12 protein-coding genes are annotated in these 15312 nt (G+C 61.9%); 3 read left to right on the forward strand and 9 right to left on the reverse strand.

Going from position 1 to position 15312, the window contains the following annotated elements:
• Both H5U38_02650 and H5U38_02655 read left to right on the forward strand, forming a co-directional pair.
• The coding region (locus H5U38_02650) for an NAD/NADP octopine/nopaline dehydrogenase family protein (GenBank protein ID MBC7185912.1) at positions 1 to 612 on the forward strand (612 nt) is incomplete at its 5' end.
• 3 nt (positions 613 to 615) lie between these two features.
• Positions 616 to 2247: a cobalamin B12-binding domain-containing protein gene (locus H5U38_02655; GenBank protein MBC7185913.1), complete on the forward strand. Its 1632-nt coding sequence runs from the start codon at positions 616 to 618 to the stop codon at positions 2245 to 2247.
• Positions 2248 to 2283: 36 nt separating this feature from the next.
• Here the strand turns inward: H5U38_02655 and nhaC are convergent, their stop codons facing one another.
• The 9 genes from nhaC to H5U38_02700 all read right to left on the reverse strand — a co-directional run bounded on the left by nhaC (position 2284) and on the right by H5U38_02700 (position 14339).
• Positions 2284 to 3684 carry a Na+/H+ antiporter NhaC gene (nhaC, locus tag H5U38_02660; GenBank protein MBC7185914.1) on the reverse strand — a complete coding sequence of 467 codons (1401 nt, stop codon included), beginning with the start codon at positions 3682 to 3684 and terminating at the stop codon, positions 2284 to 2286.
• 115 nt (positions 3685 to 3799) lie between these two features.
• On the reverse strand, positions 3800 to 5257 hold the full coding sequence (locus H5U38_02665) for an insulinase family protein (protein MBC7185915.1): 1458 nt from the start codon (positions 5255 to 5257) through the stop codon (positions 3800 to 3802).
• Positions 5258 to 5299: 42 nt separating this feature from the next.
• Positions 5300 to 6820: an insulinase family protein gene (locus H5U38_02670; GenBank protein MBC7185916.1), complete on the reverse strand. Its 1521-nt coding sequence runs from the start codon at positions 6818 to 6820 to the stop codon at positions 5300 to 5302.
• Positions 6821 to 6893: 73 nt separating this feature from the next.
• Entirely contained in the window at positions 6894 to 8750 is a 1857-nt protein-coding gene (locus tag H5U38_02675) for a DUF1080 domain-containing protein (protein ID MBC7185917.1), read from the reverse strand.
• 38 nt (positions 8751 to 8788) lie between these two features.
• Positions 8789 to 9616: a sugar phosphate isomerase/epimerase gene (locus H5U38_02680; protein ID MBC7185918.1), complete on the reverse strand. Its 828-nt coding sequence runs from the start codon at positions 9614 to 9616 to the stop codon at positions 8789 to 8791.
• Positions 9617 to 9669: 53 nt separating this feature from the next.
• Positions 9670 to 10920, reverse strand: coding sequence for a Gfo/Idh/MocA family oxidoreductase (locus tag H5U38_02685; protein MBC7185919.1), 1251 nt, complete (start codon positions 10918 to 10920; stop codon positions 9670 to 9672).
• Between the two features lie 27 nt (positions 10921 to 10947).
• Positions 10948 to 12159 carry an MFS transporter gene (locus H5U38_02690; protein MBC7185920.1) on the reverse strand — a complete coding sequence of 404 codons (1212 nt, stop codon included), beginning with the start codon at positions 12157 to 12159 and terminating at the stop codon, positions 10948 to 10950.
• Between the two features lie 39 nt (positions 12160 to 12198).
• Positions 12199 to 13800 carry a Gfo/Idh/MocA family oxidoreductase gene (locus H5U38_02695; protein ID MBC7185921.1) on the reverse strand — a complete coding sequence of 534 codons (1602 nt, stop codon included), beginning with the start codon at positions 13798 to 13800 and terminating at the stop codon, positions 12199 to 12201.
• 17 nt (positions 13801 to 13817) lie between these two features.
• Positions 13818 to 14339: a DoxX family protein gene (locus H5U38_02700; GenBank protein MBC7185922.1), complete on the reverse strand. Its 522-nt coding sequence runs from the start codon at positions 14337 to 14339 to the stop codon at positions 13818 to 13820.
• Between the two features lie 826 nt (positions 14340 to 15165).
• Here H5U38_02700 and H5U38_02705 point away from each other — a divergent pair.
• Positions 15166 to 15312 (forward strand): hypothetical protein (locus H5U38_02705; protein MBC7185923.1); only part of this gene is annotated, 147 nt, incomplete at its 3' end.

The raw sequence follows: 15312 nt of genomic DNA on the forward strand, positions 1-15312 counted from the left end.
GCCACGCTCCCCGCCTACTGGATCCCCGGTGTGCTGAAGGTCATCAACCGCGCCTTTCCGCAATTTGTGCCCGGTGATAATGTCTTCAAGACAAGTTTCGACAACATCGGCGCAGTCTTCCACCCTGCCTTGACCGTGTTGAATGCCGCCTGGATTGAGGAGACGCACGGGGACTTTGAATACTACGTGCAAGGCGCAAGTAGGTCAGTCGCGCGCGTGTTGGAGCGGATTGACAAGGAACGGCTGGAAGTTGCTGCAGCGCTGGGCATCCGCGCCATGAGCGCGCGCAACTGGTTGTACACCGCCTACAGCGCCACTGGCGATGACCTCTACGAAGCCATGCACGACAACCCGGGCTATGTGGGCATCAAAGCGCCGGACCGTCTTCACCACCGCTACATCGACGAGGACGTGCCCATGAGTCTGGTGCCCATCGCCTCCATCGGCGAGATGCTGAAGGTGGAGACGCCGACCATCAAGGCCATCATCCATCTTGCCTCGCTAATGCGGGGAGTGGATTTTTGGAAGAAGGGCAGGACGGTCGATTCGCTCGGCTTGCGGGGTAAATCGGTCAAAGATATTCGGCTGCTGGCAGTGACCGGGGAGGTGTGAACGATGGCAGGGCGCAAGATGATCGCCGGGGCCTTAGGCGGCTGCGTGCATGTGGCCGGCGTGCTCTCTTTCCTCAAGATTGCCCAGCGCCACGGTTACGACACGTATTTCCTGGGCGCTGCGGTAGGGGTGGAGCGCCTGGAGCAGGAGATTGACCGCCATCAGCCCCAGGCGATTGCGGTGAGCTATCGCCTGACGGCAGAGACGTTAGAGCCCCTTCTGGCTTCCTTGCGGGAGCTCATAACCAGGCGGAGGTGGCAGGATAAGGTCTGGCTCTTTGGCGGCACGCCCCCAGCGGCAGAGGTGGCACGGCGCAGCGGCCTGTTTACCGCCGTTTTTGGCGAGGCGACAAGCGAGGAAGTGGAGGCTTTTTTCGCAAAGACAACTCGCAAAACTGTGGCCGGCCAACCGCCGCAGACGCTCATGGGGCGCATCGCCGCCAGCGCGCCGTCGCCGATTCTGCGGCACCACTTTGGGCTGCCCGACCTGAGGGCCACTATCGCTGGAGCCCGCCAGCTTGCCATGGCCGGCGCTATTGATGTTCTGTCCATCGCGCCAGACCAGAACGCCCAACAGAGTTTCTTTCGCCAGGAGGAGATGCGACCGGAGCTGGACGGCGCGGGCGGAGTGCCATTGCGAACGCCGGCGGACCTGCGTGCCATCTACGAGGCCACCCGCTGCGGCAACTACCCGCTGCTGCGCTGCTACGCCGGCACGCGCGACCTGGTGCGCTGGGCGGAGATGCTGGCGGAGACCATCAACGTGGCCTGGGGCGCGGTGCCACTTTTCTGGTACAACGTGCTGGACGGTCGCTCTGATCGGGCTCTTCCGGACGCCATTCGGGAAAACCAGGAGGCTATGCGCTGGTACGCCAGTCATGGCATCCCCCTGGAAGTGAACGAGGCGCACCACTGGAGCCTGCGCGAGGCGCCAGACAGTGTGGCCGTGGCAACCGCATTCTTGGCGGCATACAATGCCAAAAAAGCCGGGGCCCGCCACTACGTGGCGCAGTACATGTTCAATACTCCGCCGGGCACCTCTGCGCCCATGGATCTTGCCAAAATGCTGGCCAAAGTGGCCCTCATCGAGTCGCTGCATGACGACGGCTTCGTAAGCGTCCGCCAGACGCGCACCGGGCTGGCGAGCATGAGCACGGCAGCCGATGTGGCAAAAGGCCAACTTGCCGCCTCCACCTTCTACCAGCTGGCGCTGGAGCCCCACATCGTGCACGTGGTCGCTTTCTGCGAGGGCCATCATGCGGCCACGCCAGAGGAGATTATCGAGAGCGCAGCAATTGTGCGCGGCGTGATCCAGAACCACAGCTTGGGCGCTCTGCCTACCACGGAATCCCCGCTGGTCGTTGAGCGGAAAGAGCAACTTTTGGCCGATGCCAAGCTGCTGCTCGAGGCAATCCGCGCGCTGCCTTCGCACCACGTGGACGACCCGTGGTCGGACCCCGAGAACTTGGCGCGCGCCGTACAGGTGGGCATTCTCGATGCGCCACATCTCTGCGGCAATCCACACGCGGCAGGCAAAGTGGCTACGCTGATGAAGAACGGCGCTTGCGTGGCCATAGACCTGGCAACAGGCCATGAGCTTACCGAGAAAGAGCGGCTGGAGCGCCTAGGCTTCTAAATTCGCCTTGGCAGGTGCGTGGCGAGGCAGAAAACCTCAGCTTCCCACCTGCGTCTCATCATCCCGCACTCTGGGCGCCATCGTCACGCCGGTAAAGCCGAACACCACCAGGATCAGCACTGCCGCGTAGTTCTGCACCGCCCATGGCAGGTACTGGAAGGGCGACACGCCGATGGTGCCGGTCACGTACACCCCGGCCATGCTCCACGGAATGAGGGGCACGACGATGGCCCCGCACTCTTCAAGGAGCCGCGACAGGTTCTTGGCCGCCAGGCCCTTCTGCCGGTACACCGGGGCGAACAGCTCAGCCGGTACGATCATCGACAGGTAGGAACTGCCGGTGACCATGGCTGTCAGAATGGCGCTGGCCGCGGTGGTCGCCACCAGACTCCACACGCGCGCGGTGAGGCCCTTGATGTGGTCAAAGATTACCTGCAGCAGCCCGGTGCGCTGCATGATACCGCCGAAGCTAAAAGCGGTGAACGCCACCAGTTGCACGCCCATCATGCTCATCATGCCCCCGCGCGAGATGAGTCTGTCCACCTCTGCCACGCCGGTGGCCGACTTGTAGCCGGTGTCCATGGCCTGCGCGACCTCGGGCACTGAGGCTCCCTGGAAGATGACCGCCAACGCGCCGGCGGCCAAGGCGGAGAAGAGCATCCCCGGCAGGACGGGCTTCTTGGCGGCCGCAAAATAAAAGACCACGACCAGCGGGAGCAAGAGCAGCACGTGGAAGCGGAAGTGCTGGCGCAACGTCTCCATGATCAGCCGCATGGTCTCCGATTCGGCGGTGGTGGTGCCATAGCGCAGACCGACGACGAAATAGACGACAAAGCCAAGCAACCAGGCCGGCACTGCTGAATACATCATGTGCTTGATGTGATCGAAAAGGTTGGACGCCGCCACCGCAGGCGCCAAATTCGTGACGTCAGAGAAGGGCGACATCTTGTCGCCAAAATACGCGCCGGCGACAATGGCCCCGGCAGCCGGTCCTGCCGGAATGCCTTGCGCTGTGGCGATGCCCATGAAGGCCACGCCCAGCGTGCCGATCGTGCCCCAGGAGGTGCCTGTCGCCAGCGAGGTGAGGCTACACACAAAGCAGGCGGTGACCAAAAAGATCTTCGGCGAAATGAGCTTGAGGCCGTAGTAGATGATCATCGGGATGGTGCCTGCGGCAATCCACGAGCCGATGAGGATGCCCACGCAAATCATGATGAGCATCGCGGGCAGCGCCTTGTGGATGCTTTCCACAATCCCCTTTTGCATGTCCTCCCAGCGAAAGCGCAGGATGGTGCCGAGCAGACCGGTGAGCAGTGCGGCAGCGATGAGCAGCACCTGAGGGACGATGCGATAGATCCCGTAGCCGATGACCAGCAAGGCCATCATCGCTACGATGGGAATGAGCGCGACAAGAAGTGGTGGGCGTCGTTCTGCCACGCGCGGTTCGCTCCGGCTTTCCATCGATTAGCCTCTCTGGTTGCTCTGGGGTCGGATGGACAATAGGAAAAGGGGACAGCCGGCAAGGGCTGTCCCCTGTGCAGTCGGCGCGGGTCTACAGGCCGGTGAGTGGGTCGGGCAGCTTGATTTCGGTAATGCGGCCCAGCTGGTCCAAGGTGCCGGGATGTTTCTCGTCCCCCTTCTTGCACGCCTCGATGTCACCCACCACCATGATGGTCATCTCGCCCGGTTTGATGTACTTCTTCGCCACGCGCAGCACATCTTCCTTGGTGACCGCCCGGATCTTGGCGCAGTAGGTGTCCAAATAGTCGAGCGGGAAGCCGTCGTATTCCAAGGAGGCAAAGGTGCTCATCGTCCCGATGGCAGTGGAGAACCGATCTGGGAAGCTGTCCAGGAAGTAATTCTTGGCCGTCTCCATCTCCTCGTCGCTCACCGGTTCTCGGCGTATCCGTTCGAACTCCTTGAGGATGAGGGAAATGGCGTAGTACACGGTCTGGGACTTGGTCTGGACATAGCCATAGAACGTGCCGGGGAAGAGATGCTCATTGGCGAAACGCGACCCCGTGTTATAGGCCAGACCCTCATCGGAGCGCACCTTGCTGGTGATGCGCGAGGTGAAGCTGCCGCCGCCAAGAATAAAGTTCATCACGTTGATGGCAAAGACATCGGGATTGGTGTCCTTGATGCCGAAGTGGCCCACGTTCACGTACCCCTGGTTGATCTGCTTCTGGATCATGAACACGCCCGGACGGTTCTTGGCGACCACTTCAGGGATGCGGGGGAGCGTCACCTGGCGGCGCTGCCACCCGGCAAACGCCTCCTCTAACTTCTGCAACATCTCCTCTCGCTGAAAATCCCCTGCCACCGCCAATATGATGTTGTTCGGGACAAAGTAGGTATGGTGAAAGTCCAACAGGTCCTGCCGGGTGATCCCTTCGATGGAGGCCTTTGTCTGCTCCCACACCAGGGGGTGGTCGCCGTAGAGGAGCTTCCGGAACTCCCTTTCCAAGACGGCGCGCGGCTGATCGTTCTTGGTCTTCAGTCTCTCGATCGCCTCATCCTTGTAGAGCTTGATCTTGTCCTCGGCGAAAGCGGGGTTCATGAGCACGTCGGCGTACAGTTTGAGCACTTCGTCTCTGTCGCGTGCTAAGCACGACATGCTGGCGCTGCCAGAGGTAGTGCCGATCATCGTGCGTATCGAGGCGCCCAGGAAGGCAAGGCGCTCATCCAAGTCGTCGCCGCTAATGTTGTTCGTGCCGCCGGTGCGCATCACTTCGCCTGCCATGCGCGCTAGCCCTACCTTGTCGCGCGGGTCATAGAGGCTTCCGGTGCGGATGGTGGCCTGAATGTCCACCGTCGGCAGGGTGTGGTCCTCCATGATGTAGACCACCATGCCGTTGGTGAGCACGGTGCGATAGTCCTTGGCCTTGGGAGGCTCAAAGTGCAGCGGCCGAAAGGAAAGCTGAGAGGGGTGCTGCGGAATCTGGGCGGTGGCGGTGGTGATGGAGAGCGCCACCACCGCGAACAGGCCAATAGTCAACAAGCGTCTCATATGAGCTTCCTCCTTTGGGGCGATGGGCCTTCGTCGTCCAGGCTACCTGGGGCGCCTGCCTTGTGGCGTGCGGGCGGCCCGATAAAGAATGCCCACCGTGCGATTGTCCTTGACGAAGTAGGTAGAGGCGACGCGCATGATGTCCTCGGCAGTCACCGCCTTCATGCGCTCCAAGGACTTCTGCAGGTCGCGCCAACCGAGGCCTAACTCCGCACGGCCCAGGCGCGCTGCCAGTGCGTAGGTGGAACGCAGACTCTGGATAAAGTTCGCCTCGGTCTGATTCTTGACCTTCTGCAGCTCGTACTCCGGCACAGGCTCCTTCTTGAGGAGCTCGATCTCCTCGTACAGGGCCTGTTCCACTTCCTCCGGAGTGTGGCCCGCCTCCGACTTGGGGCGGCCGCTGAACGAGTACTGGCCGTCGTACATCATGCCGCCGCCGAAAGCGGATGCCTCCACAGCAATCCCTTTCTCCTTGACGAGTTTCTTGTACAGCCGTCCGGTGGTGCCGTTCATGAGCCCGCTGATCACGCGGAACACTTCTGCGTCCGGATGCCCGGCTGGCGGCACATGGTACATGATGGTCACCGAAGGGGGCGCCTCCGCTTCGCCATAGACGCGCTTCTCGCAGTACTGCTTGGGCTCGGTGGTGCGCACCGGCTCCGGATCGGGTCCGCGCGGCACGCGCCCAAAGTACTTCTCCGCTAAGGCGATAATCTCCTGGGGATTGATATCTCCCACGTACACGGCCACCGCATTGTTCGGCACGTAGTAGCGGCGATTGTACTCGATCATGTCTTGCTTGGTGAGCTTCTGCAGGTCGGCGTCCCAACCAACTACGCTCCAGGCGTACGGAGAGGCGGCCCAGAAGGTGGCATTGAGCTGCTCCCGGAAGAAGTAGCCGGGGCTATTCTCGCTGAGGCGCCTCTCCTCGCGCACCACTTCCTTCTCCGAGTAGAACTCGCGGAAGTAGGGGTTGAGCATACGGTCGGATTCCAACCACATCTGTAGCTCCACCTTGTTAGAGGGCAAGGTGACGTAGTAACCGGTAATCTCCTGACCAGTGGAGGCGTTGAGGCCAGTGCCGCCGTTCTTCATGTACGTCTCCCAGAGGTCGTCCTTGATGATGTAGCGCTTCTCGTACTTCATGAGGCTGTCGGCCTGCGCCTCCCATTGCTTGATCTTGGCCTGGTCGCCGTCCCGCTTCCAGTACTTCTCGCGATAGATGAGGTGGTAGAGGCTATCGATCTGGCGGTTCAAGGCGTCATCCGCTGCAAAGTCCGTGACGCCGATGGTGCGCGTTCCTTTGAACATCATGTGCTCGTGAAAGTGGGAAATGCCGGTGATACCGGGTCGCTCGTTGACGGAGCCGACCCGGTAGTAGATGTGGCACACGACGCGCGGCACCTCGTGGCGCTCTACCATGAGAATCCTCAAGCCGTTGTCAAGAGTGTGCTCGATGACCTGGTCCTCCAAATTGAGCTCCTGGGCGTACACGGCCGGTGTTGCCCAGAAAAGGACAAGCGCACCGACCAGGTACGCCGTGTGTCTGCATCGCGTTAGCATGAGTCAGCTCCTCCTTTGGTTAATCCCAATGCCGTGCTCGTTCGCAAACGCGCCACCGGTTTGCTTCACCTGTTCACAGCTCTTTTAGCCAGATGTTGCGGAATTCCACGTGGGCATCGTGCCCCAGGAAGCCGATGTGTCCCCGCTTCCTCTGCAAGCCTGGGTGGGGGCGACCATCCGGGGTGCCGGCGGCGATCAGCTCATCCAGATTCACGTCCACAATGGTGACCCCGTTGAGCACGACGCTTATCTGACGACCTTGTGCCTTCACCTCCTGAACGTTCCACTCGCCGGCAGGGCGCAGATGGCCGCGCAGGGCCGGCGCCACGCCGTAGATGGAGCCGTGGCACTGATACGGCTTGATGGCCGCGTACGCTGGATGGGCGTCATCCAAAATCTGCAATTCCATGCCCTCGTAGGCGGCATCGCCTTGCAGAGGCGCGCGGATGCCAAGGCCGTTGTTGGCCCCGGGCGTGAGCCGAAACTCAAAGCGCAGTACAAAGTCCTGGAACTCGTCGGCAGTGTACAGGTTCGCATAGACCCCCTTGGGGCAGACGATGGCGCCATTGCGCACATAGTAGGCGTCGGTCGCCCCGACCCAGCCGCTGAGGTCGGTGCCGTTGAAGAGCTGGCGCCACTCCCCAGGCCGGGGGATCTCCCGGATGAAGATGTTGCGGAAGTAGAGCTTGGTGCCGTGACTCTGGAGCTCGATCTGCCCAGAGGGGAAAATGGGCTGCGCGCGGTCCCAGTAGTTCTCCATGACCACGTTGTCCACCACGAGTTTTCCGTTCAGGAACACGGTGACCCGCTCGCCAACCATGGTGATGTCGAAGGTGTTCCATTGCCCCACCGGGCGGTCTGCACAGACCAGAGGCTTGCTGGGATGCACCTGATTGTTGTACAGCCCTCCTGAGCCTTCCGGATGGCGGCCTGCGTCCCAGATCTGCACTTGGGGGGAGCCGCGCAGGTAGATGCCGCTGTCCCCCTCCCGCTCGATTTTCCAGTCGACCAGGAGTTGAAAGTCCTCATAGTCGCGGGCAGTGCAGAGGTGGCTGCCTTTGCCGTCGAAGACCAGCACGCCGTCCACTACGCGCCAGTGGGCGCGCATGGTGTCGTCAGCCGCGGCTTGTGCCTGAGCCAGTTCGTCCGGGCTCATCTGCGCGCGCGTGAGCGGATTGCCCACCAGGCCTTTCCACCCGGTGAGATCCCGACCGTTGAACAGGGCGACAAACCCCTCGGGGGGCACGTTCTGTTCCTCTGGTAGGCGGCGGATCTTGATGTTGCGGTACCAGACCTCCTCGCCGTGATGTTGGAGGGCGATGTGCCCCTCTCTTGCCAAGGCAAACCAGGGGTAGTCCTTGAACTTGCTCCGCGCGATGAGTTGCCGCAGGGAGTCGCAGGCCAGGTCATAGGCCACCACCTTTGCGCCGTTCAGCCAATGCTCTGCCCTGCTGCCCTGCACCACGATGCGCGCCTGGTTGTACTTTCCCGCCGGGCGGAGACGCTTACCCTGCGGGGCGATGAGCCCGTACAGGGCGCCAGCGGAGGTTTTCGGGTCGCGGCCGTCTGGGTGGCGTTCGTCGTCCAGCACCTGCATCTCCGGAGCAGACTGCCAGACGGCATCGGCCTCTTCGCTCACGCGGTAGAAGATGCCGCTATTGCCCCCGGGGGCCACCTTCCATTCCAGCACTAACTCGAAATTGCGATAGGTCTCTTTGGTGATGATGTCCACATGCTCGCCGCCGACAATGGTCTTCAGCGCTCCGCCCTCCACGGCCCAGCCTTCGCTGGGGAATGTCGTGCGGTGAAAGCCTCGCCAGGCGTCCACGGAGCGTCCATCAAACAGCGTGACCCATTGCTGGTTCCCGCAGGCGGCAAGGCACAGGATCCCCGCGGCGGCGCCGATCAGGCAAAACCGATGTCCCTTCATGCTGAATCCTACCTCCGCACGATGCCGAACGCTCAGCCTCAGCGGCAGCCGAGTTCGTTGAGAAATGCAATGCTCTGCCGCACAGCCGGCGAGGGATCGTCGCGCTGCGCTTCGTTTTCGTACTCGATGCACAGGTAGCCGTCGTACCCCTGGCGCCGCAGCTCAGAGACCACCGCGCGGATATTCGCCTTGCCCTGGCCGCAAGGCACGTCAATGGCGTCGCGCGTGGCAAAGGCATTGAGGTCCTTGAGGTGCACGTCCAGGACGCGGCCGCGCAACAGACGTAGGGCCTCCACTGGCACCACTCCGCTGCGCAGCCAATGACCGGTGTCGGCGCAGGCGCCTAAGTGGTGGTCGCGCTCGCGGATCTGCTCGTGGAGGGTCTCGGGGTGCGCGTATCGCGACGGCGCCGGGTGATTGTGAATGGCCACGCGGATGTCGTATTCCTTCGCCATGCGCTCTACCAACGGCAAGGCGTCGAACTCAGGCTCGGCGACCACGGTGGGAATGCGCAGCCTCTTGGCAAAATCGAACACCCGCCGCACGGCCTCCTCGTCCTGGCCGAGGTCGACCACGCCGTAGGCCACCAGGCGCAGGCCGCGCTCGGCGAGCGCCTTTTCCACAAGACTCAGCTGGTCCTCCGACATGTGGTGGTCAAAGACCGCCCCGGGCAGGTCGGCAGCAAGTGGTTGTCCTGGGTAGGCCTGAACTGCCGAGAGGCCCAGCTCCCGAATCCGGTCCAGCGCCTCGATGAACGTGAAAGCCCTAAACGTCCAGCACTGCACGGCCAGAGGAGGCGCCGGCGTGCGCGTGGCGCACCCCACCCAGCTTGCCAGCAGCAGAGCAGCACACAGTGTTCGCAACATGATGTCCATCCTCAAGAATGAGGGTTGTCTGGTTGCCGCACGAGGTAGCGGGCCTATACCTTGCGCGGATTCCACCTGCCTTGCGCTACCGCCGGGACGAATGTGTCCAGTCCTGGCGGCGGGAAGGAGAGCGTCTTCTGCTGTTCGGCGCTCATGTAGGCGGTCATGAGCAACTCGGTCACATTCAGGCCGTCGTCAAAATTCTCCATGGGCCGCTTGCCTGCCAAGAACGACTGCACCATGTGGCGGTTCTCCGCCTCGTAGCCGTACTCGCTCTCTTCGTTGCTCACCACCGGCATCAAGCCCATCTCGGCGTTTTGCTTTTCCACAAGGTCCTCGCCCTGCTCGCCTTTCACCTTACGGCTGAAAAAGACCCGGAGCCCGGATTCGAGGGTGTTGATGGCCAAAGAGTACTCTGGCCCCAAGAGCTCCATGCTCAGGCGTAGGCCGGCGCCGACATAGCACCAGGAGGTCGTGGTCTCGACAATCAACGGCTCGCCGTGCTCGTCGTGGTACTCAATGAGCGACCGGGCAAAATCCTCGGCAGGACGGCGGCGGTAGTCCAACTTGCCCTCGCTGTACTTCTTCAGGTGACGGACGTACTCGGGACGTTGCCATTTCAGGCAGGAGGTGTGGGCGGTCACCTTGACCGGCGTGAGCACGCTGCGCGGCGCCCCTGGCGGGGTGAGCATGAAGCGCGCCGCTTCCACGGAGTGGCACATCATGTCGTTCAGCACGCCGCCGCCCTGCAAGGTGCCTTCCCAGAACCACGGCATGTGCGGTCCGCTGTGCTCCTCGGCGGCCCGTGCCAGATACGGCCGGCCAGCGATAGCCGCCCCTCGGGACCAGACGATCTGTTTTCCCCGCACCACGCTCGGGGAAAAGATCTGGTTTTCGAGGTAGCCATCCAACAGGCCGGCTTTTCGGGCGAGGTCGCGCATCTTGCGTGCCTCAGCCACGGTGCGCCCCAGGGGCTTTTCGCAGGCCACGCCGATCAGCTCCCCCTTGCCGGTCTCCAAGGCATGGACGATTTCCTCCATCACCTCCAGGCGGGCATAGTTGGGGATGCAGATCCAGATGGCGTGAATGGCCGGGTCCGCCACCATGTCGGTGATGGTCTTGTACGGTTTAGCATCGCCAACCCGCAGCTTCTTGGCCAAAGAGGCCGCTGCCTGCGCCGTCTTGCGGTTCTTGTCCACGATGCCCACGATGTCGGCATCGCGCACCCCCACCCACGAGCGGATGTGGAAGCTCCCCACAAATCCTCCCCCGACGATTCCGACCCCCAGCCTGGTCACTTCCATATGCTCACCTCACTTTCTGCTTGCCTGTCACGTCGTCGCTTGCGCCTTGCCCGCCTCCCGCTGTTCGCGGAAAAAGAGCACAAAGGCCAGAGCACACAGAATGGTCAGCACACAGGGCACCAGGAACACTGCCCGCCAGTTGGTCACTCCTGCCGCCGTAAATGTATCCTTGATCCAGCCGGCAAAGAGACTGCCGATGAAGCGCCCCAGTCCTAAGGCGATGATGGCGATCAGACTCTGCGCCGAAGCGCGGATGTCGCTGGGCGCCACCTTGTCCACGTAGATGAAGGCCGCCGTGAAAAAGAACACATAGCAGAAGCCGTGTAGCGCCAACGAGGCGATGACCAACCAGGCCGGCGTGCCGATGGCGAAGATGATGTAGCGAACCGGCCACGCCAACGCGCCGATGGCCAGCGTGTTGCGCATGCCGTACTTTTCCAGAAAGAGGGAAAGGAGGAAGGCCATCACGAAGATCTCCGCCACCTGCGCAATGGTCATCACTGCAGAGATCGACTTGGCCGGCAGGCCGATGACCGGCGACTGCAAAAAGGGCGCGGTGAGGATGTAGTAGAACTCTAACTCCGTGGCCACCACAAAGGTGATGCTCACGAAAATCAGGAAGTTCTTGTCGCGCAGCATCTTCAGCGCCTCGAGAAAGGCGAAGGGGTTGACGCCCTCCTTCTTCGGCGGCGTGTGCGGCAGGCTAAAGGCTTGCAGTCCCATGATGAGGGAGAAGATGCCGGCTAAGAAGAGCGTATCGCCGCGCAGCATGAGGCTCTGCCCAGCGTAGCGCCACGCTGCCAGGAGCCACCCGGCGGCAATCCAGCCGATGGTGCCCCACACGCGAATGCGGCCGAACTCCTTCTCGGAGCTTTCCAAGTTGATCATGGCAATGGAGTTTGTGATGGCCAGCGTCGGCGCATAGAGGAGGCAATAGAGGAACATGAGCGGTAGCAGGGTGCCATAGGAAGTGATGCGTGACATGGCGAGCAGCAACACGCCGCCGGCCAACTGCAGCATGGCGATCACCTTCTCAGAAGCGAGCCAACGGTCGGCAACCTGGCCACCCAGGAAAGGTGCCACAATCGTTGCCAGCGGCAGCACCGCGTAGATCCACCCCACCTGCACGCCGGTGAAGCCGAGCTGGTTCATCAGATATTCCGAAAGAACTGGCGCCCACGCCCCCCAGATTGCGTACTGCAGGAACATCATGATGCCGAGTCGTGTCTTCGTCGACATGGAGCCCTCCGCTGTGCTGACTCTTCTCGTGGTCGGCCCTCAGACAATTCTCCGCTTGACCGGATCCCAGAAGACCTTGCGTCCCTCCAAATACGACTTGGTGGCCATGTGGCAGGTGATGGCCTCCTCAAACCCGCGCTCGATGTTGCAGCTGGGTTGCCCGCCGTTGCGAATGCAGTCTAACCACTCCTTGATGTGCAGGTGGGAGACGTCCACCCGCTTGCCCTCGCGATAGGTGTACAGGAGCCCCCGCGAGGCGAAGTACTGCTCGCTGGCCGAAGTCACCGCATCGATGCCCTTGGCCCCCGGGTGATAGGTGAAGAGCGGCAGCGAGGGGTCGATGATCCCCTCCTCAATCTTCTTCTTGAAGCGCGTGGACTCATAGTCGGCAGTCACGGTCAGAACGCCGCCAACCTCCATGGCGGCGTCATGCCCCATGAAGACCTTGCCGCGATTGCGGTTGCTGGCCAGTGTGGCGCTGTAAATGAGCGTCAGGTTGCGCTCGGGGTACTCAAAGACCACGTGGAAGACGTCTGGCACGTCGCGGCCGTCCTTGTAGAAGTAAATGCCGCCGGAGGCCACCGCCGAGTGGGGAATGCCGAGGTCGAGGATCTGGTTGACGGCGTCGTACTCGTGCGACAGCAGGTCTCCGGAGAGGCCTGTGCCATAGTCGAACCAACAGCGCCAGCGGAAGAAGCGCTCCAAGCTAAACGGCACCTTGTGCGGCGCCGGCCCCTGGAACTGCTCCCAGTCGATGGTCTGGGGACTGCCATCCTTGTGGATGTCGTACACCCAGGCACCGCCCGGCGAGTTGCGATTGGTGGTGGTCTCCACCAGGGTGATGGGGCCCAAGATCCCCTTCTGGACGATCTCCCGCGCCTTGGCGTGGGTGGCCTGCTGGCGGTTCTGGTGGCCGAGCTGGAAGACGATGCCGCTGCGCGTCACCGCCTCGTGCAGCCGGTAGACCTCCTCTTCCGTGCGGGTCATGCACTTTTCCAAGTAGACGTGTTTGCCGGCCTGGGCGGCATCGATGGCCATCTGTGCGTGCCAGTGGTCAGGCGTGGCAATGATGACCGCATCCACGTCTTTGCTGGCCAACAGCTCCTGGTAGTGGCGGTAGCGCTTGGCTCCTGCCAAGGGCGCGCCAGCTCCTCCAGGCCGCACCTCGTTCTTGGAGGCGGCCAAGCCGCGCTCGGCGCGCACGTCGAACACATCGCACACGGCGGTCAGCGCGAGGTTGAGGTCTTCCTGCTTGAGCCAGTCCTCCAGCCACTTGTCCAACTTGTTCCTTTCTGCGTCGCGGCGCTTCTGCTCTACCCAGTCGGGGTGGGCAAAGCCTGCGGCACGGATCAGGTCCTCGCCGCGGCCGCCGAAGCCGATGATGCCGAGGCGGATCAGTTCGCCTGCCTTCTTGCCGGTGGTCTTGGGCAGCACTGCAGGCGCCTCGCCCAGACCGAGCTCCGACAGAATCTGCGCACGGCGGCTTTCATCTAACGAGCGCTTCTTGAGCAGGCCGTAGACAAAGAGCCCCAACACTGGCACCGAAGCCAAACCCTTGAGCACCTCGCGTCTGCCAATGCCCCGACCTGCCTGGGGTTGCTGCTCCTGGGGCTCGCCTTTTCGGACGTTCTTCTCAGGCATGGAGCGTTCTCCTGTTTTCACGCATGTTGTGGGTCAACAATTCGCGGCGGACCGAACAGCAGTCGGTCCAAGCCCAAAATCCTGCCGGTGGGGAAAAGCGCCAGTACCACGAGCGCACACAACTCGATGAGGTTTTTGTTGACGATGAGATAGCTTCCCTCGGTCGGCGCGGAATACTTGAAGCCGACAAAGGGCGGGTTGCAGAGGTAGTAGAGCAGGAGCAACACTGCGCCAGCAATGGCTGCTGGCCTGGTCAGACAGCCCACGATGAGCCCCAGCCCAATGGCGATGAGGCCGTAGATGTTGAGCCAGTCGACGACGCGCAGTGCCGTCGGGTTGGCCACAATGGAGGTGAAGAACCCGGAGAGGAAGCCCTTCGCCTCCAGCAGATAGCCGGACGACGACCAGTACGGATTGAGCAACTTGGCCAGCCCCTCGTAGAGAAAGTGCCAGCCGATGAGCATGCGCAGGGCGACCAACGCGCCCAGCTGCCAGCCGGAGCAGGTTAGTTTTTCGCCGTGTCGCTGTTGTCTTGCCATAAATCCCTCGCTCGTAGGTGGAATGTGACGGGGACGCTGGTGAGAACTCGGGAGTTCGAGTGGTCAGGGAGAAAGTAGCGTGGCTCCAAGGGGGCTGTTGAGTCCAGTTTTCTAAAGAACGACATGTCAGCGTTTCGCCCCCTTGTTGCCGACACTTTCCTGACGGAAGCTCTTCTGACCACCCAAGGTCCTCCGCTTGGGGCTTTGCAGTTGCGGCGCAATGGAACCAAACGCCGCTCGTGCCACAAGATAATGAATTTTCCTCTGGAAGTCAAGAAGAAAAGACGCCCATGTTCGGAGGGCCGCGATGTTTTGCCGATAGCGAGCGCTCGACAAACTCCTGGCGCCGGCAGGAATCTGTGCCGTGCGCCCCGCAATGCCGTGGAGTCAATTGGCTCCGCTCGAAACGCCCCGCGCTGGCAGGGCTTTGCTAAGAACAGAGTTGGTCTCGGCACGAACGTGTTTGCAGGCAGCGATGACAGGGGAGAAAACTCTTGACAGCTTGGCGGATTTTCTCTATATTGCGCCAGAGTGGAGGCCGGAAGGTGCTCTTGGCGTTGCACACGGCGCAGATGTGGCCGTCGGTAGCTCTGCAGGCCATGAGGGAAGCTATGTTTTGCTTCGAGGCTTGAAAGAGCCCTTGCGGTAGCTCGAGCAGAAGGCCGTGAGGAATCTTCAGAGTCGACGGCAAGCTGCTCCCCCTAACCCCAGGCCAGGGAGTCTTCCTGGTCGCCGCCAAAAGTCTTGCTCGGAGGCTAAGGGCACGACCTCCTGCTTCATGACTGCCCGGGTTTTGGGGCGCGCCGTGCATAGCGGGACGGTTACTATGGCTGAGGAAGCCGCAAAGCCGCGCATCTTCATGTTCGACGACCACGACTCTGTGAGAGAGAGCTACATGCGGTGGCTCGAATTCGAAGGCCTGCATGTGGTGGGAGGAGCGAAGAGCATCGACAACTGCCTTGAGCTGCTCCGC

It is taken from the genome of Calditrichota bacterium (assembly GCA_014359355.1).
Classification (GTDB): Bacteria; Zhuqueibacterota; Zhuqueibacteria; order JANLFK01; family Oleimicrobiaceae; genus Oleimicrobium.

Excerpts from the sequence above, each read along its gene's own strand:
- H5U38_02655 (MBC7185913.1), top strand. The coding sequence starts at position 616 with ATGGCAGGGCGCAAGATGATCGCCGGGGCCTTAGGCGGCTGCGTGCAT.
- H5U38_02665 (MBC7185915.1), bottom strand. The coding sequence starts at position 5,257 with ATGAGACGCTTGTTGACTATTGGCCTGTTCGCGGTGGTGGCGCTCTCC.
- H5U38_02670 (MBC7185916.1), bottom strand. The coding sequence starts at position 6,820 with ATGCTAACGCGATGCAGACACACGGCGTACCTGGTCGGTGCGCTTGTC.
- H5U38_02675 (MBC7185917.1), bottom strand. The coding sequence starts at position 8,750 with ATGAAGGGACATCGGTTTTGCCTGATCGGCGCCGCCGCGGGGATCCTG.
- H5U38_02680 (MBC7185918.1), bottom strand. The coding sequence starts at position 9,616 with ATGTTGCGAACACTGTGTGCTGCTCTGCTGCTGGCAAGCTGGGTGGGG.
- H5U38_02685 (MBC7185919.1), bottom strand. The coding sequence starts at position 10,920 with ATGGAAGTGACCAGGCTGGGGGTCGGAATCGTCGGGGGAGGATTTGTG.
- H5U38_02690 (MBC7185920.1), bottom strand. The coding sequence starts at position 12,159 with ATGTCGACGAAGACACGACTCGGCATCATGATGTTCCTGCAGTACGCA.
- H5U38_02695 (MBC7185921.1), bottom strand. The coding sequence starts at position 13,800 with ATGCCTGAGAAGAACGTCCGAAAAGGCGAGCCCCAGGAGCAGCAACCC.
- H5U38_02700 (MBC7185922.1), bottom strand. The coding sequence starts at position 14,339 with ATGGCAAGACAACAGCGACACGGCGAAAAACTAACCTGCTCCGGCTGG.